The sequence below is a fragment of the Azospirillum sp. TSO22-1 genome, from assembly GCF_003116015.1.
GTDB lineage: Bacteria > Pseudomonadota > Alphaproteobacteria > Azospirillales > Azospirillaceae > Azospirillum.
Genome location: NZ_LGQZ01000132.1, coordinates 1 through 20,056, shown reverse-complemented (window position 1 = coordinate 20,056; position 20,056 = coordinate 1). Strand labels below are relative to the sequence as shown.

Below are 20,056 nucleotides of genomic sequence, written 5' to 3'. Positions count from 1 at the left end.
CTTACCCGCAGGGCGCACCGGGTGTCCACGGCCTTAAGGCGTCAGGCGGCGAGCGGCAGGGCGGCGGCGCGCACGGCGCGGAAGCTGGCGAGGTCGGCGCGCAGCGCGTCCTTCACCGCCGGCGGCGCGCCCGGCGCGATGGTGGCGGCGCGGCCGGGGACGAGGGTCACCGGCGTCAGCGAATCGGTGGTGCCCCAGCGCACCTTGTCGAAGCGAACGCTGCCGCGCGGCAGCGGCTCGACCAGCAGGCGCTGCTCTGCCATCGGGGACTCGACATCGAACCGCTCGACCGCCGCGGCGATCTCGTGGCCGTATCCGGCGGCGTCGCCGAACAGGTCCATGGCGCCGTCCGGGTGCAGCACCGCGGATCCCGACAGCAAAACCGTGCTGCCGTCGTTCAGCCACAGCTTCATGCGGATGAATTCGATCGCCATCGTCGAGACCTCGGGAATTCGTCGGACAGAGGGAAAGTAGACGGCGATTGTTTCTGCACAAAGAGCTATTTGGTTTCTTGCGGACAAGCTCAATGTCGGTTCTGAAATGTGGGGAAATCCGCAAGATCCCTTTGCCATGAAAGCGTATCCGCGAACCGGCCGGACGCCACGGATTGAACGCTTGGCGCGCGCCCGGTCATGCCTTAGGCTTTGCCGCCATGAAGACGGTCATCTCCATCCAGTCCCACGTCGCCTACGGATATGTCGGTAACCGGGCGGCCGTGTTTCCCCTGCAGCGGTTGGGCTACGACGCCGTGGCGGTAAACACGGTGCAGTTCTCCAACCACACCGGCTACGGCGCCTGGACCGGGCAGGTCTTCACGCCGGAGCACATCGCCGACGTCCTCGACGGCATCGACGCGCGCGGCGTGCTGCCGTCCTGCGTGGCGGTGCTGTCCGGCTACATGGGGGACGCTGCGCTGGGGCAGGTGGTGGTGGGCGCCGCGGCGCGGGTCAAGTCGGCCAGCCCGCAGGCGGTGTACTGCTGCGATCCGGTCATGGGCGATGTCGGCCGCGGCTTCTTCGTGCGGCCGGGCATCCCGGAATTCATGAAGGCGCACGCCGTCCCCGCCGCCGATATCGTCACGCCCAACCAGTTCGAGCTGGAATACCTGACCGACCGCACCATCGCCAGCATGGCCGACGCGCTGGACGCCGCGGCGGCGTTGCGCGCCACGGGGCCGAAGCTGGTGCTGGTTACCAGCCTGATCCGCGCCGACGCCCCCGCCGACCGCATCGAGATGCTGGTCGATACCGCCGAGGGCACCTGGGTGGTGAGCACGCCGCGCCTGCCGCTCGACCCGCCGCCGAACGGCGCCGGCGACGCGGTGGCGGCGCTGTTCCTCGCGCATTGGCTGAAGACCGCCGACGCCGCGCAGGCGCTGGCGCAGGCGGCCTCGGCGATCTACGCGGTGTTCCAGGAGACGCGGCGCCTCGGCACCCGCGAGCTGGCGCTGATCCCGGCGCAGGACGAGCTGGTCAGGCCATCCGAGGTCTTCGCGGCGGAGCGGGTTCGCTAGAACAGCACCCAGGGCTCCGCCCGCGCCGCTTCGGTCCACGCGCGCAGCGCCGGCAGGGCCAGGATCGCGTCGGCGTACGCGCGTCCGACCTCGTCCAACTCCACCCCGTACGTCTCGAACCGCGTCACCACGGGCGCGTACAGGCAGTCGGCGATGGAGAAACGGCCGAACAGGTACGGCCCATCCGCACCGAACCGCTCCCGCGCGTCGCGCCAGATCGCGGCGATGCGGGCAATGTCGGCCAGCGTCTCCTCGCTGCGGCCCTCGCCGGGAGCGTTGCGCTTCAGGTCCATCGGCATGGTGGTGCGCAGCGACACGAAGCCCGAGTGCATCTCCGCCGACACCGACCGCGCCACGGCGCGGGTGTACGCGTCGTCCGGCCACAGGCGGGCGTCGGGGAAACTCTCCGCCAGATACTCGCAGATCGCCAGCGAGTCCCAGATCGCCCGCTCCCCGTGGCGCAGCAGCGGCACCTTGCCGGACGGCGAGTGCGCGAGGATGCGCGCCCGGCTGTCCGGCTGGCGCAGCGGCACCAGAACCTCGGCGAACGGCACGCCGATGTGTTTCAGCGCCAACCACGGCCGCAGCGACCAGGACGAGTACGCCTTGTTGCCGATGACCAGGGTGAGGTCCGCCATGCCCGTGTCTCCGAAAGCTCCGGCTCGACTGTCGCCGGGAAGCGGGGATTGCGCAAGGGCGCGCGGCGCGCCATCCTTTCGCCTTCCGTTTCACCAGCAAGGACGACCCGCGTTGATCGCCACGCTGCGCGCCAAGGCCGCCGCCGACACCGTTCCCGTCACCCCGCTGACCAAGGCCGAACTGCCCGGCTGGCTGGAGTCGCAGCCGCCGGCCACCGCCGCCTGGGTGAAGGCCGTGAACTTCTCCGCCGACTCCGGCGCGACCGCGCTGCTGCCCGGCGACGACGGCCGGCTCGGCCGCGTGCTGGTCGGCGTGTCGGCGGTGGAGGATCTCTGGGCGTTCGCCGGGCTTCCGGGCTCGCTACCGCCCGGCTCCTACCGCATCGACGCGGATCTGGACGGGCGCGCCGCCACCCGTGCCGCGCTGGCCTGGACGCTGGGGAGCTACGTCTTCACCCGCTACAAGAAATCGGAGAAGGAGTTCGCTCAGCTGGTCTGGCCGAAGGCCGCCGACCGCGGCGACGTCGAGCGCGCTGCCTCCGCCACCTGGCTGGTGCGCGACCTCGTCAACACCCCCGCCGCCGACATGGGCCCGACCGAGCTCGCCAAGGCCGCCAAGGAACTGGCCGAGGAGTTCGAGGCTACCGTCAAGATCACCGCCGGCGACGACCTGCTGAAGAAGAACTACCCGGCCGTCCACGCCGTCGGCCGCGCCTCCCCGCGCGAGCCGCGCCTCATCGACATCACCTGGGGCCGCCGCGACGACCCGAAGGTGACGCTGGTCGGCAAGGGCGTGTGCTTCGACAGCGGCGGCCTCGACATCAAGCCGTCCAGCGCCATGCTGATCATGAAGAAGGACATGGGCGGCGCGGCGCACGCGCTGGGCGTGGCGCGCATGGTGATGATGGCCGGCCTGCCGGTGCGCCTGCGCGTGCTGATCCCGGCGGTGGAGAACGTCATCTCCGGCAACGCCTTCAAGCCGCAGGACATCCTGAAGACCCGCAAGGGGTTGAGCGTCGAGGTCGGCAACACCGACGCCGAGGGCCGCCTGATCCTCTGCGATGCGCTGGCCGAGGCCGATTCCGAGAAGCCGGCGCTCCTCATCGACTTCGCCACGCTGACCGGGGCGGCGCGCGTGGCGCTCGGCACCGACCTGCCGGCGCTGTTCGCCAACAACGAGGATCTCGCGTCCGACCTGCTCGCCGCGTCGGAGGACTCCTGCGACCCGATGTGGCGCCTGCCGCTCTGGCAGGGCTACCGCAAGGGCCTGGAGAGCAAGATCGCCGACCTCAACAACGTCACCAGCCACGGCTTCGCCGGGGCAATCACCGCGGCGCTGTTCATGGAGAGCTTCGTGTCGAAGGAGACGCCTTGGGCGCACCTCGACACCTACGCCTGGAACGGCTCCGCCCGGCCGGGCCGGCCGGAGGGTGGCGAGGCGCTGGGCATGCGCGCGGTGTACGCGCTGATCGAGAAGCGGTTCGGGAAGAGGTAAGGGAGAGCGTTGCGCGGGCGAGGGGCGTTGCCCCTCGCACTCCCCGCCAAAGGCCACGAGCCTTTGGGGACAGTCAGTGGTTCGGAGATTTTTCCTACACGGCGTCAGACCATTGTAATGGCTAGCTTCCAAACTACGATTGCGTAATTTCACCATTGGCGAAAACAAGTTGGCTTCCTCTGGCGCTAACGTCTCGTGAAACATAGACTTTGCCAGAGAGCGAATTTTTTATTTTGTCGAAAATTCAAAACCGCCAATTTCGCTGGATGGAGATTTTGGCTGAGCCAAAACTTACGGAATCATTTCATCTTGATTGCGTTGGCTTTGGTGTGATTGTTTTATTTCCTCCTTTGGAGGACGACGCCATGCCCACCGTCCATCGCCAAGACGGTTTCCGCTTCTACTTCTACAGCCACGAACCGAATGAGCCCGCGCATGTCCACGTGGACCGTAGCGGTGCCTCCGCGAAAGTGTGGCTGACCCCGGTGCAGGTCGCGGTTAATATGGGCTATTCGGCACACGAGCTGACCGAGGTGCTGCGGATCGTGCGCGGGCGCCGCGAGAAGCTCCTGGAGGAGTGGCATGGCTTCTTTGGCACCCAAGGTTGACCTCCGCGTCAAGGCGGTGTCGGTCGATGACGACCGGCTGACGGTGGACCTGATGGACGGCCGCAGCATCGCCGTTCCGCTCGCTTGGTACCCACGCCTGTTCGACGCCACGCCAGAGCAGCGGCGCAACTGGGAACTCGCTGGCGGCGGCTACGGCATCCACTGGCCGGACATCGACGAGGACCTCTCGACCGAGGGATTGCTGCGCGGCGCTCCCGCGCCCCGGTCCGCCGCCTGATCCTTCGCACGCGTCTATCAATCCGGCTGCGAAACGCTTGCGGGTTGGCACGGGCTTGGGCAAACTCGCAGCGCTTTCCGTCGGGGGATCGGGTATGGCGCGGAACCTCAAGGCGCTCGGGTTGTGGCGCACGGCGCTGGTGGCCAGCGTCCGGCAGGACGGGCCGGACCTGTCGGCCCGCCAGATGGCCATCATGCTGCAGGTCTACCTGACCGACCCGCCGCACACCGTGCGCGGGCTGGCTGGCACGCTGAACATCTCCAAGCCGGCCGTCACCCGCGCCCTCGACCGCCTGTCGCTGCTGGGCTTCGCCAAGCGCAAGCGCGACACCGAGGATAAGCGCAACGTGCTGGTCCAGCGCACCGTCAAGGGCTCCGTCTTCCTCTCCGATTTCGCCGAACTGGTGATCCAGGCCGGCGCCGTGGCGCCCGAGGACATGGCGACCGTCAAGGCCGAGGAGGAACTGGCCGCCGCCGCCAAGGCGCGGCTGGAGGCCGAACTGCGCGTCAAGGCGCCGGCGGACGCATGAGCGCCGCGCCCGACCCGCGCCGTCACCCGTACCGCGCCGATCTTGCCGCCGCCCACCTGAAGGGCACCGTGGAGGCCGAGCGCTTCGTCGAGGGCGTGCCGTACCGCGTGCGCAGCGGCGTCGCCGGCCTGCGCGGCGAGCCCGACGCCAAAGCCCGCCACACCTCGCAACTGCTGTTCGGCGAGACCTTCACCGTCTACGACACGAAGGACGGCTGGTCATGGGGCCAGTGCGGCACCGACGGGTACGTCGGCTGGACGCGCACGCAGTCGCTGTCGCCGGAGCTGTTCGAACCGACGCACGTCGTCACCGCGGTGCGCAGCTTCCTGTTTCCCGAGCCGGACCTGAAGACTCCGCCGCGCGACGCCATCCCGCTGGGTGCGCCGGTGACCGTGCTGCGCACGGTGAACGGCTATGGCGAACTGGCCGGCGGCGGCTGGCTGTACGGCAAGCACCTCTCCGCCCCCGACGCGCTGGAACCCGACCCGGTGGCGACCGCCGAGCGGCTGTTCGGTGTGCCGTACCTGTGGGGCGGGCGGACGCCGCTGGGCATCGACTGTTCGGGGTTGGCGCAACTGGGCCTGCTGCGCGCCGGCCTTCCGTGCCCGCGCGACAGCGACATGCAGCGCGACGAGGTCGGCGCGCTCCTCTCCGCCGACGGAACGGGGGTGGAGTACCGCCGCGGCGACCTGGTGTTCTTCCCCGGCCATGTCGGGCTGATGCTCGACGGCGAGCGGCTGCTGCACGCCACCGCCTACACCATGACCGTCACCGTCGAGCCGCTCGACGACGTGGCGGCGCGCGCCGGCGGCATCAGCGCGGTGCGCCGGCTGTAACCTCGCGGGTTCAAGGCAACGCACGGGCCGGCCCCGCGTCGTGCGGCGGCCGGCCCGTGCGGTGTGCCGGGACTTCGTTGATCAGTCGAAGGACGGGCAGTGCCCGTCGGCCCTGCCGAGCGGCACCACGTTGTCGCGGTCGGTCAGCGTGCTCATCTCGGTGACGCTGCCGCCGGTCTTCTGCACCATGGTCCGCGCGTATGCGGCATAATGCCGCATAAGTATAATGCGGGCGATCGTCGTGTCTTCGCCGTGGCGCTCATCGCGCTCCAGCCGGCGTTCCATGCCCAGGATCGATTGGATGTTTTGTTCGGACGGCTCGGCTACTGTGTGCAACATCGCGGCGCCTCCTCCATCCGCCCTTTCGGACGGTGCTCTCTTATACAGGAGAGGCAGCCTTTTCACAATATGGCCGTATAGGTAGGACTTTTATTTCAAAGCGATGAAAGGACATTTCATCAAAGTCGTAGCGCTGTGGCCGTCTTATAACCAAAGCCCCTCCCCGAACGCTCGGGGAGGGGCTTGGTTCCCGGAGGAAGACCGACGTGCCGTCGCTTTACTGCGGCAGCGGCGGCGGGGTGTCGCTCAGCGAACGCAGGTAGGCGACGATGTTGGCGCGCTCCTGGTCCTTCTTGACGCCGGCGAAGGTCATCTTGGTGCCGGGAGCATAGCCCTTCGGGTCGAAGAGGAAGTGGTTGAGTTCCTCATAGTCCCAGTTGCCGCCCTTCTTGGCGATGGCGTCGGAGTAGGCGAAGCCCTGCGCGTGCGCCTTCGGCCCGCCGATGATGCCGTAGAGGTTCGGGCCGACCTTGCCCGCCTCGCCCTTGTTGAAGGTGTGGCAGGCGGCGCAGGCCTTGGCCGCGGTCTGGCCGGCCGCCGCGTCCGCCTTGGCGAGCAGCGGGCCGATCGCCGCCGGGCCGCCGCTGCCGGCCGCCGCCGCCTCGGCCTTCGGCGCGGACTCGGGCACGGCGATGACGTAGGACGGCTGCTTCAGCGCCTTGGGGTGCACCAGCACTTCGGCGATGAAGCCGCTCAGCGTGCCGATCAGCAAAGCCAGCAGGATCGCCCCGAATATCTTGTTGGTTTCCATGCTCATGGTGTCTCTACCCTTAGTTTATTGTTCGTATGTGACCCTTTGCCGCACCATAGCGCGGCGGGCCGGGGCTGTCACCGCGCCGCCGTCACGCCCAAAGGGGTAAATTGGGGCCGGCGGCGGGCGCGAAAAGCCTCAAAGCTGGGGGATTGCCGCGGTCGTTGACGCGGGGCGGCACGCTGTCGATACTCCGCGTCCCGAACCGCCTTTTCAAATTGCGGAAATTCCATGCCGACCTCGAACGTCATCGCCTTCCAGGGCCTGCCCGGCGCCTATTCCGACCTGAGCTGCCGCTCGGTCTTTCCGGAGATGCAGACCCTGCCCTGCGCGTCGTTCGAGGACGCCTTCGCCGCGGTGCGCGAGGGGCGCGCCCGGCTCGCCATGATCCCGGTGGAGAACTCGGTGGCCGGCCGCGTCGCCGACAACCACCACCTGCTCCCGCAGGGCGGCCTGCACATCATCGGCGAGCATTTCCAGCGGGTGAACCACCAGCTGCTGGCGCCGAAGGGCGCGACGCTGGGGACCATCCGGTCGGTGCACAGCCACATCCAGGCGCTTTCCCAGTGCCGCGAGATGACGCGCGCGCTGGGCCTGACGCCGGTCAACCACGCCGACACCGCGGGGGCCGCCGCCGACATCGCCAAGATGAACGACCCGGCTCACGCCGCCATCGCGTCGAAGCTGGCGGCGGAGATCTACGGGCTGGAGATCCTCAAGGCCGACATCGAGGACGCGGCGCACAACACCACGCGCTTCCTCATCATGGCGCGCGAGCCGCGCATCCCGCCGGCCGGGTCGTGCAAGACCATCACCACCTTCGTCTTCCGCGTCAGCAGCCGGCCGGCCGCGCTGTACAAGGCGCTGGGCGGCTTCGCCACCAACGGCGTCAACCTGACCAAGCTGGAAAGCTACATGGTCGGCGGGCGCTTCGCCGCCGCGCAGTTCTACGTCGACGTGGAAGGCCATCCGGACGAGCGTCCTCTCCGCCTGGCGCTGGAGGAGTTGGATTTCTTCGCCCGTGAGATGAAAATCCTCGGCGTCTATCCGGCCAGCCTGTTCCGGTATCAGGGAAGCCAGCTCGACGGCGAAGATTGATCGACTCCAGGAGCGACCGGTAATTACCATCAATTTTATCTTTGCTGTGGCGCCGCAGGGAATTTGTGCGTTGCCGCGCAAAGGAAATGCGGCATCCGGTCGCATGACCTGAAGAAACCGGTTCTTTACCTTTTCGCCGACTGTCCATTCCCGACAAGTTGTGCTATATACTCGTACAAATAAAGAGCCCATCAATGGGCCCTCCGCCCAAGACGTCCGGCACCAAAACAATTGGCCGGCGCCATGGCGCCAACGGATGGAGGTGGCCATGCTGACCTATGAAGACTGCATCGGTCTGGCGAATCTGGAAAAGGACGAAGTCGCGCAAATCGCCGAGCACGAGCGGCTTCCCTACATGACGGCCCTTGAGAAGGGCGCTGCCCTGCTGTCGCAGCCCTGGGGCGACGCGGCGATCCGCCAGATGGTGTGGGACAACCTGTGCCGGGCGAACCAGCGCCAGCACGCCGACCGCATCGAGGAACTGACCGTCGTTTACCAGACGACCTGCGAACGGCATCCGAACCCGTGCGACCGCCGGCGGTCGCCGGTGCGCTCCACGCACCCGATCTGGACCGCCGCGCACTGATCGCCCGCAGAAAGCCAACCGGCTCGGCCCGGCCTCCGCGAGGAGCCGGGCCGTTTTGGCTTCAACCCGCCGCGATCCAGTCGTCGATCAGCCGCCGCGCGATCGAGTCGAGGCGCGGCATGCGGAACTCGTCGCTGGGCTCCAGGTTGCGAAGGAAGCCGCGGGTGACCCAGCGCGCGCTCTCCAGCTCGTCTGTGGCGACGGTCATCTCGGCGGACAGCGCCCGCGCGGTGAAGCCGAGCATCAGCGAGGACGGGAACGGCCAGGGCTGCGAGGAGTGGTAGCGCACGTCGGTGATGCGCACGCCGACCTCCTCGAACACCTCGCGGGCGACGGCTTCCTCCAGGCACTCGCCCGGTTCGACGAAGCCGGCCAGCGTCGAGTGCATGCCCGCCGGCCACACCGCCTGCCGGCCGAGCAGGCAGCGGTCGCCGCCGTCGTGCACCAGCATGATCACCGCCGGGTCGGTGCGCGGGAAGTGCGGCGTCGCGCACTCGGGGTTGGAGCATTTGCGCACGTGCCCGGCCTCGGTGCCGGCGGCGGGCGAGCCGCAGACGCCGCAGAAGCGGTGCCGGGCGTTCCAGTGCGTCAGGCCGCGGGCGTAGGCGCACAGCGAGCCCTCGTCGTGGTCCATCAGCGGCCCGATCAGGCGCAGGTCGACGAATCGGCCGCCGTCCGCGACGCAGGGCGCCACCGCCGGATGTTCCTCCGGCGCCTCCAGGGCGGAGAGGTCCACCGCGAACACCGCGGCGCCGTCACGCAGGCCGAGCAGCACCGCCTCGTCGCCCCATCCTCCGTCCGGGGGCAGCAGGGCCATGCGCGGCGCCTCCTCCGGCCCGACGACCAGGGAGCGGGCGCGCCAGACCGGCACGATGCGCGTCTCCGGCGCCGCGCGGGCGGTGGCCAGCCAGTCGGGATCCTTGCGGCGGTGGGCGGCGCGGTCGGTGGACCCGCACGCGTAGACGTTCGGTCGGTCGAGCATGGCAGGAAGTCTAGGCCACGCTGCTGTTCCGGCAAACGCTTTCCGGCTTGCGCGGGGCCGGCACCCGTTTAGGATGCCCGCCAACCGTGCAACCGTCGGCGGAGCCCGCCCGCATGTCCGAGTCCTGTCCCGCCCATCTGGTGACGCTCGCCCAGCGTCTGGCCGACTCCAGCGCGTCGGTGGTGCGCCGCTACTTCCGCACCAACCTGACGGTCGACGACAAGGCCGACTCCTCGCCGGTCACCGTGGCCGACCGCGAGGCGGAGCGCATCGTCCGCGCCATCATCGAGGCGCAGCGCCCCGACGACGGCATCTACGGCGAGGAGCACGGCACCAAGAACCTGGACGCCGAGTGGGTTTGGGTGATCGACCCGATCGACGGCACCAAGAGCTTCATCGCCGGCCGGCCGATCTTCGGCACGCTGATCGCGCTGCTGCGGCACGGCCGCCCGGTGCTGGGCATCATCGACCAGCCGATCATCGGCGACCGCTGGATCGGCGTCGCCGGCCGCCCGACCACCCACAACGGCCAGCCGGCCAAGGTGCGCGGCTGCCCCGGCGGGCTGTCCGGCGCCATGCTCGGCACCACCTCGCCCGACCTGTTCCCCGGCGGCACCGCGGCGGGATTCGCGCGGGTGCGGGACGCGGCGAAGGTCACGGTCTACGGCGGCGACTGCTACACCTACGGGCTGCTGGCGTCGGGCTATTACGACCTCGTCGTCGAGGCGGGGCTGAAGCTGTACGACTTCGCCGCCCTGGTGCCGGTGGTGACCGGGGCCGGCGGCGTGATGACCGACTGGCAGGGCAATCCGCTCGACGCCGCCTCCGACGGGCGCGTCGTCGCCGCGGGCGATCCCCGCACCCACCGCGAGGCCCTGGCGGCGCTCGCCGGCTGACCTACTATCAGGCCCCATGACCTCCACCACCATCACCCCGCCGGCGCGCTCCGTCCTTGACGAGGCGCCGGACAACCTCAAGGCCTTCGTCGGCTCGCTGGCGGACAAGGTGGCGCAGGGCGCCAACTGGATGGTCCGCAAGAAGACGCTGTGCGACTACATGCTCAGCCTCGGCGCCTATCTGACGCTGAGCCCGGCCGAGCGGCTGGAACTGGCCGGCACCAGCGGCGTCGAACTGCCGCCGGAGGACGGCAACGGCGGAGAGCTGCCGGCGAAGTTCGGCGAGGTGCTGCCCTTCTACGTCGGCGCCATCCTGGAGCGCCTGGGCGAGGAGCGCATCGCCGGCGCCGAGCAGGCCGCCGTCTACGTCCTGTCCATCCATCCCGAACACCAGGCGGCGGCCGAGGCCTGGATGACGGCCGATCCGCGCAACGCCAAGGCTGTGCGCAAGGTGGTGCGCGGCGACAAGCGCTTCGCCACCCTGCTGAAGACCGCCCGCCTGACCGGCGCCCGTGCCGGCGCGCTCACCGAGGAAGGAGCCCGATCATGACCGCCATCGCCAAGCCCGAGCACTCGGTGTTCGACACGGCGCCCGAGGAACTGCGCCCGGTGCTGGAATCGCTGGTCGAGGCGGCGCAGGGCGACGCCAACTGGAAGGTCCGCAAGAAGACGCTGCTGGACGCCCTGCTGGTGGTCGAGACCATGACCCAGCTCAGCCCGAAGCAGCAGGAGGCCTTCGAGGCGCTGATGGCCGGCATGGAGGACGGCTCGATCTCCGAGGCGGAGGCCAAGGCGCGCATGGACGCCATCGAGACGGCCGACGATGACGACGAGGAGGAGGGCGGCGAAGGCATCGACATCCTGCCGATGTTCATCGGTGCCGTGCTGGAACGCCTGGGCGAGGACCGCATCACCAGCGTCGAGCAGGCGGCGCTCTACATCCTCTCGGTCCATCCCGAGCACTACGAGGCGGCCGAGGACTGGCTGCAGGCCGACGAGAAGAACGCCACCGCCTTCAAGAAGCTGCTGCGCAGCGACCGCCGCTACGCCGGCCTGTTCGACGCGCTGCTCGGCGAGGACGAGGAGGAGGAAGGCGAGGACGAGGCGTGACATCCCGCTTGACCCGCGCCGGTCGATGGCGATCTTTCGAAGGATCGCCACCGTCCGCGAGTCGTCCTTCATGCGCCTCCTCACCGCCGTCGTCGTCGCCGTCCTGGCCCTGAGCGCCCCGGCCCTGGCGGACACGGTCCGCACGCACGCGCTGCGGCAGTTCGGCGAACCGATGTTCGGGCCGGAGATTTCCCACTTCCCGCACGCCAACCCGGACGCGCCGAAGGGCGGTGCGGTGACGCTGGCCTCGCCGGGCACCTTCGACAGCCTGAACGGGCTGATCCTGCGCGGCGTGCAGCCGCGCACGCTGGGGCTGATCTCCGACGGGCTGATGACCGGCTCCGGCTGGGAGCTGGACGCCGCCTACGGCCTGCTGGCCGAGAGCGTCGAGGTGCCGGACGACCGGAGCTGGGCCGTCTTTCATCTGAGGCCGACCGCGCGCTGGCACGACGGCACGCCGGTCACCGCGCAGGACGTGGCGTTCACCTGGGAGGCGGTGCAGGCGCACGGCGCACCCTTCATCAAGTCGTTCCTCGACAAGGTGGCGGCGGTGGAGGCGCTGGACGACCGGCGGCTGCGCATCGCGCTGAAGACCACCGGCGAAATCAAGCCGGTCATCGACTTCGGCACCGCCATGCCGGTGCAGCCGAAGCACTGGTGGACGGCGAACGGCCGCGACATCGCCAAGACGACGCTGGAGCCGCCGCTGGGCTCCGGCCCCTACCGGATCAAGGCGGTCGATCCCGGCCGCTCGATCACCTACGAGCGGGTGGCGGACTATTGGGGCAGGGACTTGGCCGTCAACCGCGGCCAGTACAATTTCGACGCGGTGAAGGTGGATTTCTACCGCGACGACGACGTGATGTTCGAGGCGTTCAAGGCCGGTGCCTACGATCTGCGCCCGGAGAATCGCGCCCAGCGCTGGACCACCGGCTACGACTTCCCCGCGGCGATGGACGGCCGGGTGGAACGCCGCGCCATCAAGAGCGAGCTGCCGCTGGGCGCCCAGGGCTACCGCTTCAACCTGCGCCGGGCCAAGTTCGCCGACCCGCGGGTGCGCGAGGCGTTCGGCTACCTGTTCGATTTCGAGTGGATCCGCAAGAACATCCTGTACGGCCAGTACACGCGCACCACCTCGAACTTCCCGAACTCCGACTACGGCGCCAAGGGGCTGCCGACGCCGGCCGAACTGAAGCTGCTGGAGCCGCACCGCGCCACGCTGCCGGAGCGGCTGTTCGCCCAGCCCTTCGAGCCGCCGGCGACTGACGGCAGCGGCAACAACCGCGCCAACGTCCGCAAGGCGTACGAGCTGTTCAAGGCGGCCGGCTGGGAGACGCGCGACGGTAAGCTGGTCAACCTGAAGACCGGCGAGCCGATGACCATCGAGTTCCTCGACGGCACCGGGTCGCTCACCCGCGTCAACCAGCCCTACGTCGAGACGCTGCGCCGCGCCGGCATCGACGCGCAGATCCGCATCGTCGATACCGCGCAGTTCCAGAAGCGGTCGGAGGAGTTCGACTTCGACGTCATCGTGGTGAACTTCAACTTCTTCAGCCCGCCGGGGACCGAGCTGCGCAGCTATTTCGGCTCGGCGGCGGCGGACGTGCCGGGTTCGGCCAACCGCGCCGGCATCAAGGATCCGGTCGCCGACGAACTGATCGAGAAGGTGGTCGCGGCGAAGGACCTGGACAGCCTGCAGGCCGCCACCCGGGCGCTCGACCGCGTGCTGCTGTGGAATTTCACCATGGTCCCGCACTGGTACAACCCGGAGAGCTGGGTCGCCTACTGGACGAAGTTCGGCTGGCCGGAGACCGTGGCGAAGTACGACATGGCCTTCCGCAACACCGGCTTCCCGACGACGTGGTGGGTCGATCCGGCGAAGGCGGCGAAGCTGGGGCGGTGAGGCCGCGCCGTCCTGTGGCGCCCGGCGCCGGTCTCCTACGAGGAGGACAGGTCGAGCCGCAGGTGTGCGACGTCGAACGGCAGGTGGGGATAGGAGGTACGGCAGGTGAACCGGAATCCGCGCGCTTCATACCAAGCCCACAGCTCGGCGTGGGCGGCGATCAGCCCGACCTCGACCCGCCGGCAGCCGTGCGCCCGGGCGGTATCGACGGCCCGGTCGAGCAGCCGTCCGCCGATTCCCCGGCGACGCCAGCCGGGCAGCACCGCCAGCCGTTCGAGCGCGCACGCGTCCGTCGCGCTCGAGCCGATGCCGATGCCGATGCAGCCGCAGGGCTGCCCGGCTTGACGCGCCATCAGATAGACGGTTCCCCGCGAAAGGCTGTGCCGGATCCGGTCGGCGGTGACGAACGCCGGATGGGAGGGGCATGTGTCGCGCGTCACCATGAACCGTTCGGCCACACCGGCGAACGCCGCGGCGATGAGGCCGGCCAGAACGCCGGCCTCCGGTTCAGCAGCCTCCAGCACCGTCAGGTCCATGGACGGAAGCGCCCTTCCAGGGAATTCCCGCACAGGATATCCCATCCGCCCCGGGCCGAAAGGCGGACCGCCTGCGGCCGAATGGCTCACGCCGCCTTGATGGCGCCATATGGAGATACCTACCTTTGCCTGGACAGCCGGGCGAATCCCGAGAGACAGGGAAGGCAATGACGAGCAAGACCACCATCCTGGCCGCGGCGCTCGGCCTGTTCCTGAGCCTCCCGGCGTCCGCGCAGGGTGTTGCCAAGTCCTGGGGCATCGCCGAGTTCGGCCAGCCGAAGTACGGCGCCGACCTGCCGCACTGGCCCTACGCCAACCCGGACGCGCCGAAGGGCGGTTCCATCGTGCTGGGCGCCTTCGGCAGCTTCGACACGCTCAACCCGATGATCGAGCGCGGCTCCTGGCCGAGCAGCATCGGCCTGACCGGCGCCACGCTGATGGCCGGCTCCGCCGACGAGCTGGTCGCCGCCTACGGATACATCGCCGAAAGCGCCGAGGTCCCCGCCGACAAGAGCTGGATCGCCTTCGACCTGCGCCCCGAGGCGCGCTGGCACGACGGCACGCCGATCACCGCCGAGGACTTCGTCTTCGCCTTCGACTTCATCCGCAAGAGCGGCCGGCTGTTCCTGCGCTCCTTCTACGACGACGTGGAGGGCTGCGCGGCCGAGACGCCGCGGCGCCTGAAATGCACCATGCGCACGAAGGACACCATGAAGCCGCTGGTGGCGATCGCCGGCCTCGGCCCGGTGCCGCGGCACTATTGGAGCCAGCCCGGCCGCGACCTCACCAAGACGACGCTGGAGCCGCCGGTGGGCGCCGGCCCCTATCGGGTCAAGCACGTCGATCCCGGCCGCTCGATCACCTACGAGCGGGTCAAGGACTGGTGGGCGAAGGACTTGGCCCAGATGCGCGGCCTCTACAACATCGATGAGCTGCGCTTCGACTACTACCGCGACGACACGGTGATGTTCGAGGCCTTCATGGCCGGCCGCATGGACTTCTGGGAGGAGAACCGGGCGCAGCGCTGGGCCACCGCCTACACCACCGCCGCCGTCACCGAGGGCCGCATCGTCCGCCGCGAGACGCCGGACAACACGCCGCGCGGCGTCTCCGGCTACGTCATGAACACGCGCCGCCCGATCTTCCAGGACATCCGCGTCCGGCAGGCGATCAACTGGCTGTACGACTTCGAGACGGTGCAGCGCCAGCTGCTGTACGGCCAGTACAAGCGGTTGAAGAGCTGGTTTCCCAACTCCGAGTACGGCGCCTCCGGCCCGCCGACGCCGGAGGAGCTGGCCATCCTCGCCCCCTACAAGGACAAGCTGCCGCCCGAGGCGACGGCGAAGCCGTTCGAGCCGCCGGTGACCGACGGCACCGGCAACAACCGCGCCAACGTGCGCGAGGCCATGCGCCTGTTCAAGGAGGCGGGCTGGGAGGTGAAGAACGGCGTGCTGGTGAACGCGAAGACCGGCCAGCCCTTCGCCTTCGAGATCCTGATGGCCGATCCCGGATTCGTCCGCGTGACGGAGCCGTTCGTCGTGGCGTTGAAGCGGGTGGGCATCGACGCGCAGATCCGCGTGGTCGATACCGCGCAGTACAAGGTGCGCACGGACGAGTACGACTTCGACATGGTGAACCTCGGCCTCAACTTCTTCGCGCCGCCGGGGCCGGAGCTGCGCTCCTTCTTCTCGGCCAAGGTGGTGGACGTGAAGGGGCAGGGGAACTTCGCCGGAATCAAGGATCCGGTCGCCGAAGAGCTGATGGACAAGATCGTCTCCGGCACCGATCTTTCCACCATCGAGGCGACGACCCGGGCGCTGGACCGTGTGCTGTTGTGGGGATATTACATCGTGCCGCTCTGGTATAACGATTCGGACCGCCTCGCCTATTGGGACAGGTTCGGCTATCCGCGGACCATGGGGAAATACTCCAACGGGTTCCCCACCACGTGGTGGCTCGACCCGGCCAGGGCGGCGGCCCTGCCGGCCCGCCGCTGACCTGAACCCGGCGCACGGAAGGGACTGAGCCGACGATGCTGGCCTACATCATCCGCCGCCTGCTGCTGATCATCCCGACGCTGTTCGGGATCATGGTCATCAACTTCCTGATCGTGCAGATCGCCCCCGGCGGCCCGATCGAACAGATCATCGCGCGCGTCCAGGGCACGGCGGTGGAGGCGACCGCGCGCATCGGCGGCACCGGCGGCGGCGACGCCTCGTCCGGCGCGCAGCAGGCGCAGCAGCACCAGGGCGGCGGCGAGGGCAGCCGCTACCGCGGCGCGCAGGGCCTGGACCCGGAGTTCATCAAGCAGCTGGAGCGCGAGTTCGGCTTCGACAAGCCGCTGCACGAGCGCTTCTTCCACATGATCTCCAACTACGTGATGTTCGACTTCGGCACCTCCTACTTCCGCGACCGCCGGGTGGTGGATCTGGTGCTGGAGAAGATGCCCGTGTCGATCTCGCTGGGGCTGTGGACGACGCTGCTGACCTACCTGATCTCGATCCCGCTCGGCATCGCCAAGGCGGTGCGCGACGGCAAGCCATTCGACGTCTGGACCTCGGCGGTGGTCATCGTCGGCTACGCCATCCCCAGCTTCCTGTTCGCCGTGCTGCTGATCGTGGTGTTCGCCGGCGGGCGCTACTTCGACTGGTTCCCGCTGCGCGGCCTCGTCTCCGACAACTGGTCGGAGCTGCCGTGGTACCGGCAGATCGCCGACTATTTCTGGCACATCACGCTGCCGGTGCTGGCGCTGGTGATCGGCGGCTTCGCCGGGCTGACCATGCTGACCAAGAACTCCTTCCTGGAGGAGATCAACAAGCAGTACGTCGTCACCGCCCGCGCCAAGGGGCTGAAGGAAAAGCAGGTGCTGTACGGCCACGTGTTCCGCAACGCCATGCTGATCGTCATCGCCGGCTTCCCCGGCGCCTTCATCGGCATCCTGTTCACCGGCGCGCTGTTGACCGAGGTGATCTTCTCGCTGGACGGGCTGGGCCTGCTGGGCTTCGAGGCGGCGATCAACCGCGACTATCCCGTCATGTTCGGCACGCTGTACTTCTTCACGCTGCTCGGGCTGGTGATGAACCTGGTGGGCGACGTCACCTACATGCTGGTCGATCCGCGCATCGACTTCGAGGCACGGGGGGCCTGATGGCGACGCCGTATCAACCACGCTTCATGGGCATTCCCGTCACGCCGCTGACCCGGCGGCGGCTGTACAACTTCCGCGCCAACCGGCGCGGCTTCTGGTCGTTCTGGCTCTTCCTGGCGCTGTTCATCGGCTCGCTGTTCGCCGAGTTCATCGCCAACGACCGGCCGCTGCTGATCAGTTACGAGAACCAGTACTTCTATCCGGTCTTCCGCGATTATCCGGAGACCGCCTTCGGCGGCGAGTTCGAGACCAACACCGACTACCGCGACCCTTACGTCCAGCAGATCATCAATGAGAAGGGCTGGATCGTCTGGGCGCCGGTCCGCTATTCGTACCGCACCATCAACTACAACCTGCCGGTCCCCGCCCCGGCGCCGCCGTCGGCCGAAAACCTGCTGGGAACCGACGACCAGGGGCGCGACGTGGTGGCGCGGCTGATCTACGGTTTCCGCATCTCGGTGCTGTTCGGGCTGGTGCTGACGCTGTTCTCGTCGATCGTCGGCGTCATCGCCGGCGCCGTACAGGGCTACTTCGGCGGCTGGACCGACCTGCTGTTCCAGCGCTTCATCGAGATCTGGCAGGGGTTGCCCACCCTGTTCCTGCTGATCATCCTATCCAGCGTGGTGACGCCGAACTTCTGGTGGCTGCTGGGCCTGCTGCTGCTGTTCTCCTGGACCTCGCTGGTCCACGTGGTGCGGGCGGAGTTCCTACGGGCGCGCAACTTCGACTACGTCCGCGCCGCCAAGGCGCTGGGCGCCACCGACGCGACCATCATGGTGCGGCACGTGCTGCCCAACGCCATGGTGGCGACGCTGACCTTCCTGCCCTTCATCCTGAACGGCTCGATCACCACGCTGACGGCGCTGGACTTCCTGGGCTTCGGCCTGCCGCCGGGCTCGCCCTCGCTGGGCGAGCTGCTGGCGCAGGGCAAGGCCAACCTGCAGGCGCCGTGGCTGGGCCTGACCGCCTTCTTCGTGCTGGCGATCATGCTCAGCCTGCTGATCTTCATCGGTGAGGCGGTGCGCGACGCCTTCGACCCGCGCAAGACCATCGCGCAGCTCGCCACCGGCCCGGCCGAGGCGCCGGCGGCCAAGGCCGCCGAGCGCAAGGCCGCGGAATGACCAGGGATCCGTCCATGAGCGAATTGCTGACCGTCCGCAACCTGGGTGTCGAGTTCGGCGCCTCCGGCAGCGCCGTTCCCGCCGTGCAGGGCGTGTCCTTCGACATCGCCAAGGGGGAGACGCTGGCGCTGGTCGGCGAGTCCGGCTCCGGCAAGTCGGTGACGGCGCTGTCCATCCTGCAGCTGCTGCCCTACCCGATGGCGCGGCACCCCACCGGCTCCATCAAGTTCCAGGGCACCGAGCTGATGGGCGCGGACGAGCGCACGCTGCGCGGCGTGCGCGGCGACCGCATCGCCATGATCTTCCAGGAGCCGATGACCTCGCTGAACCCGTTGCACAGCATCGAGCGGCAGATCAACGAGACCCTCTTCCTGCACAAGGGCCTGGACCGCGCCGCCGCGCGCAAGCGCACGCTGGAACTGCTGCGCCTCGTCGGCATCCCGACGCCGGAGCGGCGCCTGGGTGCCTACCCGCACGAACTGTCGGGCGGCCAGCGCCAGCGCGTGATGATCGCCATGGCGCTCGCCAACGAGCCCGACCTGCTGATCGCCGACGAGCCGACCACGGCGCTCGACGTCACCATCCAGGCGCAGATCCTCGAACTGCTGAAGGACCTGCAGCAGCGCTTCGGCATGGCGCTGCTGCTGATCACCCACGACCTCGGCGTGGTGCGCAAGATGGCCGACCGCGTCTGCGTCATGAACAAGGGGGAGATCGTCGAGCAGGCCTCGGTCGCCGACCTGTTCGTCCGCCCCCGCCACCCCTACACCCAGAAGCTGCTGGCCGCCGAGCCCAAGGGCAGCGCACTGACCCCGCCCGTCGATGCCCGCGCGGTGATGACCGCCAGCGACATCAAGGTGCACTTCCCGATCAAGAAGGGCCTGCTGCGCCGCACGGTGGACTATGTGCGCGCGGTGGACGGCGTGTCGGTGGACGTGCGCGAGGGGCACACCGTGGGCGTGGTCGGCGAGTCCGGCTCCGGCAAGACGACGCTGGGCCTGGCGCTGCTGCGCCTGAACGCCAGCCAGGGCGCCATCCGCTTCGACGGCAAGGACATCCAGGGCCTGTCGGCCGGAGAGGTGCGGCCGCTCAGGCGCGAGATGCAGGTGGTCTTCCAGGACCCTTACGGCAGCCTGTCTCCCCGCCTGTCGGTCGGCCAGATCGTCGGCGAGGGGTTGAAGATCCACGGCATGGGATCGGCGCGCGAGCGCGACGCCATGGTGGCGAAGGTGCTGGAAGAGGTGGGCCTCGACCCCGACAGCCGCCACCGCTACCCGCACGAGTTCTCCGGCGGCCAGCGCCAGCGCATCGCCATCGCGCGCGCCCTGGTGCTGAAGCCGAAGTTCGTCGTGCTGGACGAGCCGACCAGCGCGCTCGACATGAGCGTGCAGGCGCAGATCGTCGACCTGCTGCGCGACCTGCAGGCGCGCTACAACCTCGCCTATCTGTTCATCAGCCACGACCTGCGGGTGGTGCGGGCGCTGTCGAGCCACGTCATCGTCATGAAGGACGGCAAGGTGGTGGAACAGGGGCCGGTGCGGCAGATCTTCGAGACCCCGCGCGAGGAGTACACCCGCGCCCTGCTGGCGGCGGCGTTCAATCTGGAGGCGGTGAAGAGCGACGCGGTGCGGACCTGATTCCCTCTCCCGTCCCGGGAGAGGGTGGCGCCGAAGGCGCCGGGTGAGGGTGCCGGCAAGGATCTCAGCGCGTCCTCCGCGGCAGCACCCCC

The 20,056-nt window shown here is 68.8% G+C and carries 22 protein-coding genes; 16 read left to right on the top strand and 6 right to left on the bottom strand.

Annotation, left to right across the window (positions count from 1 at the left end; translation table 11 throughout):
• Positions 1-41: 41 nt before the first annotated feature.
• The gene (locus TSO221_RS28520) at positions 42-434 is read right to left on the bottom strand and encodes a hypothetical protein (protein WP_109121891.1); all 393 of its coding nucleotides are present in this window, start codon (positions 432-434) and stop codon (positions 42-44) included.
• Positions 435-652: 218 nt separating this feature from the next.
• Between TSO221_RS28520 and pdxY the strand changes: the two genes are divergently transcribed.
• Positions 653-1,513 carry a pyridoxal kinase PdxY gene (gene pdxY / locus TSO221_RS28515; protein WP_109121890.1) on the top strand — a complete coding sequence of 287 codons (861 nt, stop codon included), beginning with the start codon at positions 653-655 and terminating at the stop codon, positions 1,511-1,513.
• Here the strand turns inward: pdxY and TSO221_RS28510 are convergent.
• Positions 1,510-2,151 carry a glutathione S-transferase family protein gene (locus tag TSO221_RS28510; protein ID WP_109121889.1) on the bottom strand — a complete coding sequence of 214 codons (642 nt, stop codon included), beginning with the start codon at positions 2,149-2,151 and terminating at the stop codon, positions 1,510-1,512. The genes pdxY and TSO221_RS28510 overlap by 4 nt on opposite strands.
• A gap of 112 nt (positions 2,152-2,263) precedes the next feature.
• Here TSO221_RS28510 and TSO221_RS28505 point away from each other — a divergent pair, with 112 nt between their 5' ends.
• From TSO221_RS28505 to TSO221_RS28485, 5 genes are all read left to right on the top strand, one after another.
• Positions 2,264-3,646: a leucyl aminopeptidase family protein gene (locus TSO221_RS28505; protein ID WP_109121888.1), complete on the top strand. Its 1,383-nt coding sequence runs from the start codon at positions 2,264-2,266 to the stop codon at positions 3,644-3,646.
• Positions 3,647-3,855: 209 nt separating this feature from the next.
• Positions 3,856-4,254 (top strand): DUF4160 domain-containing protein, encoded by a 399-nt coding sequence (locus tag TSO221_RS36625; protein ID WP_247878308.1) that lies wholly within the window; start codon positions 3,856-3,858, stop codon positions 4,252-4,254.
• Positions 4,229-4,492, top strand: coding sequence for a DUF2442 domain-containing protein (locus TSO221_RS28495; RefSeq protein WP_109121886.1), 264 nt, complete (start codon positions 4,229-4,231; stop codon positions 4,490-4,492). Before TSO221_RS36625 ends, TSO221_RS28495 begins: the two co-directional genes overlap by 26 nt.
• A 94-nt stretch (positions 4,493-4,586) precedes the next feature.
• Positions 4,587-5,021, top strand: coding sequence for a MarR family transcriptional regulator (locus tag TSO221_RS28490; protein ID WP_109121885.1), 435 nt, complete (start codon positions 4,587-4,589; stop codon positions 5,019-5,021).
• Positions 5,018-5,857: an NlpC/P60 family protein gene (locus TSO221_RS28485; RefSeq protein WP_109121884.1), complete on the top strand. Its 840-nt coding sequence runs from the start codon at positions 5,018-5,020 to the stop codon at positions 5,855-5,857. The genes TSO221_RS28490 and TSO221_RS28485 overlap by 4 nt, the downstream gene beginning before the upstream one ends.
• Positions 5,858-5,938: 81 nt before the next feature.
• Here the strand turns inward: TSO221_RS28485 and TSO221_RS28480 are convergent, their stop codons facing one another.
• Both TSO221_RS28480 and TSO221_RS28475 read right to left on the bottom strand, forming a co-directional pair.
• Entirely contained in the window at positions 5,939-6,196 is a 258-nt protein-coding gene (locus TSO221_RS28480) for a hypothetical protein (RefSeq protein WP_109121883.1), read from the bottom strand.
• A 217-nt stretch (positions 6,197-6,413) separates the two neighbouring features.
• Complete coding sequence (locus tag TSO221_RS28475; protein WP_109121882.1) at positions 6,414-6,953, bottom strand: cytochrome c family protein; 540 nt, start codon at positions 6,951-6,953, stop codon at positions 6,414-6,416.
• A gap of 225 nt (positions 6,954-7,178) precedes the next feature.
• Here TSO221_RS28475 and TSO221_RS28470 point away from each other — a divergent pair, with 225 nt between their 5' ends.
• Together TSO221_RS28470 and TSO221_RS28465 are read left to right on the top strand one after the other, a co-directional pair.
• Positions 7,179-8,045 carry a prephenate dehydratase gene (locus TSO221_RS28470; RefSeq protein WP_109121881.1) on the top strand — a complete coding sequence of 289 codons (867 nt, stop codon included), beginning with the start codon at positions 7,179-7,181 and terminating at the stop codon, positions 8,043-8,045.
• Between the two features lie 268 nt (positions 8,046-8,313).
• Positions 8,314-8,631, top strand: coding sequence for a hypothetical protein (locus TSO221_RS28465; RefSeq protein ID WP_109121908.1), 318 nt, complete (start codon positions 8,314-8,316; stop codon positions 8,629-8,631).
• Between the two features lie 61 nt (positions 8,632-8,692).
• Here the strand turns inward: TSO221_RS28465 and nudC are convergent, their stop codons facing one another.
• Positions 8,693-9,613 carry an NAD(+) diphosphatase gene (nudC, locus tag TSO221_RS28460; protein WP_109121880.1) on the bottom strand — a complete coding sequence of 307 codons (921 nt, stop codon included), beginning with the start codon at positions 9,611-9,613 and terminating at the stop codon, positions 8,693-8,695.
• Positions 9,614-9,726: 113 nt separating this feature from the next.
• Here nudC and hisN point away from each other — a divergent pair, with 113 nt between their 5' ends.
• From hisN to TSO221_RS28440, 4 genes are all read left to right on the top strand, one after another.
• Positions 9,727-10,509 (top strand): histidinol-phosphatase, encoded by a 783-nt coding sequence (hisN, locus tag TSO221_RS28455; RefSeq protein WP_109121879.1) that lies wholly within the window; start codon positions 9,727-9,729, stop codon positions 10,507-10,509.
• 16 nt (positions 10,510-10,525) lie between these two features.
• Positions 10,526-11,059: a hypothetical protein gene (locus TSO221_RS28450; protein WP_199229664.1), complete on the top strand. Its 534-nt coding sequence runs from the start codon at positions 10,526-10,528 to the stop codon at positions 11,057-11,059.
• Positions 11,056-11,619 carry a hypothetical protein gene (locus TSO221_RS28445; RefSeq protein ID WP_199229663.1) on the top strand — a complete coding sequence of 188 codons (564 nt, stop codon included), beginning with the start codon at positions 11,056-11,058 and terminating at the stop codon, positions 11,617-11,619. The genes TSO221_RS28450 and TSO221_RS28445 overlap by 4 nt, the downstream gene beginning before the upstream one ends.
• Positions 11,620-11,689: 70 nt before the next feature.
• Positions 11,690-13,522, top strand: a complete 1,833-nt coding sequence (locus TSO221_RS28440) for an extracellular solute-binding protein (protein ID WP_109121907.1) — start codon at positions 11,690-11,692, stop codon at positions 13,520-13,522.
• A 35-nt stretch (positions 13,523-13,557) separates the two neighbouring features.
• Here TSO221_RS28440 and TSO221_RS28435 read toward each other — a convergent pair whose 3' ends face one another.
• Positions 13,558-14,058 carry a GNAT family N-acetyltransferase gene (locus tag TSO221_RS28435; RefSeq protein WP_158284236.1) on the bottom strand — a complete coding sequence of 167 codons (501 nt, stop codon included), beginning with the start codon at positions 14,056-14,058 and terminating at the stop codon, positions 13,558-13,560.
• Between the two features lie 167 nt (positions 14,059-14,225).
• Here TSO221_RS28435 and TSO221_RS28430 point away from each other — a divergent pair, with 167 nt between their 5' ends.
• From TSO221_RS28430 to TSO221_RS28415, 4 genes are read left to right on the top strand one after another with little or no spacing between them, the layout of a single operon-like run.
• On the top strand, positions 14,226-16,055 hold the full coding sequence (locus tag TSO221_RS28430) for an extracellular solute-binding protein (RefSeq protein WP_109121877.1): 1,830 nt from the start codon (positions 14,226-14,228) through the stop codon (positions 16,053-16,055).
• Between the two features lie 35 nt (positions 16,056-16,090).
• The gene (locus tag TSO221_RS28425; protein ID WP_109121876.1) at positions 16,091-17,206 is read left to right on the top strand and encodes a microcin C ABC transporter permease YejB; all 1,116 of its coding nucleotides are present in this window, start codon (positions 16,091-16,093) and stop codon (positions 17,204-17,206) included.
• A gap of 32 nt (positions 17,207-17,238) precedes the next feature.
• A complete protein-coding gene (locus TSO221_RS28420) occupies positions 17,239-18,327 on the top strand; it encodes an ABC transporter permease (RefSeq protein WP_348770295.1) in 1,089 nt (362 codons plus the stop codon).
• Between the two features lie 14 nt (positions 18,328-18,341).
• The gene (locus TSO221_RS28415; protein WP_109121874.1) at positions 18,342-19,964 is read left to right on the top strand and encodes an ABC transporter ATP-binding protein; all 1,623 of its coding nucleotides are present in this window, start codon (positions 18,342-18,344) and stop codon (positions 19,962-19,964) included.
• The last annotated feature ends 92 nt before the right edge of the window (positions 19,965-20,056 follow it).

Coding starts and splice junctions, on each gene's coding strand:
- TSO221_RS28415 (WP_109121874.1), top strand. CDS start 18,342: ATGAGCGAATTGCTGACCGTCCGCAACCTGGGTGTCGAGTTCGGCGCC.
- TSO221_RS28480 (WP_109121883.1), bottom strand. CDS start 6,196: ATGTTGCACACAGTAGCCGAGCCGTCCGAACAAAACATCCAATCGATC.
- TSO221_RS28495 (WP_109121886.1), top strand. CDS start 4,229: ATGGCTTCTTTGGCACCCAAGGTTGACCTCCGCGTCAAGGCGGTGTCG.
- TSO221_RS28475 (WP_109121882.1), bottom strand. CDS start 6,953: ATGAGCATGGAAACCAACAAGATATTCGGGGCGATCCTGCTGGCTTTG.
- nudC (WP_109121880.1), bottom strand. CDS start 9,613: ATGCTCGACCGACCGAACGTCTACGCGTGCGGGTCCACCGACCGCGCC.
- hisN (WP_109121879.1), top strand. CDS start 9,727: ATGTCCGAGTCCTGTCCCGCCCATCTGGTGACGCTCGCCCAGCGTCTG.
- TSO221_RS28510 (WP_109121889.1), bottom strand. CDS start 2,151: ATGGCGGACCTCACCCTGGTCATCGGCAACAAGGCGTACTCGTCCTGG.
- TSO221_RS28465 (WP_109121908.1), top strand. CDS start 8,314: ATGCTGACCTATGAAGACTGCATCGGTCTGGCGAATCTGGAAAAGGAC.
- TSO221_RS28490 (WP_109121885.1), top strand. CDS start 4,587: ATGGCGCGGAACCTCAAGGCGCTCGGGTTGTGGCGCACGGCGCTGGTG.
- TSO221_RS28430 (WP_109121877.1), top strand. CDS start 14,226: ATGACGAGCAAGACCACCATCCTGGCCGCGGCGCTCGGCCTGTTCCTG.
- pdxY (WP_109121890.1), top strand. CDS start 653: ATGAAGACGGTCATCTCCATCCAGTCCCACGTCGCCTACGGATATGTC.
- TSO221_RS28450 (WP_199229664.1), top strand. CDS start 10,526: ATGACCTCCACCACCATCACCCCGCCGGCGCGCTCCGTCCTTGACGAG.
- TSO221_RS28435 (WP_158284236.1), bottom strand. CDS start 14,058: ATGGACCTGACGGTGCTGGAGGCTGCTGAACCGGAGGCCGGCGTTCTG.
- TSO221_RS28440 (WP_109121907.1), top strand. CDS start 11,690: ATGCGCCTCCTCACCGCCGTCGTCGTCGCCGTCCTGGCCCTGAGCGCC.
- TSO221_RS28520 (WP_109121891.1), bottom strand. CDS start 434: ATGGCGATCGAATTCATCCGCATGAAGCTGTGGCTGAACGACGGCAGC.
- TSO221_RS28470 (WP_109121881.1), top strand. CDS start 7,179: ATGCCGACCTCGAACGTCATCGCCTTCCAGGGCCTGCCCGGCGCCTAT.
- TSO221_RS28425 (WP_109121876.1), top strand. CDS start 16,091: ATGCTGGCCTACATCATCCGCCGCCTGCTGCTGATCATCCCGACGCTG.
- TSO221_RS28445 (WP_199229663.1), top strand. CDS start 11,056: ATGACCGCCATCGCCAAGCCCGAGCACTCGGTGTTCGACACGGCGCCC.
- TSO221_RS28485 (WP_109121884.1), top strand. CDS start 5,018: ATGAGCGCCGCGCCCGACCCGCGCCGTCACCCGTACCGCGCCGATCTT.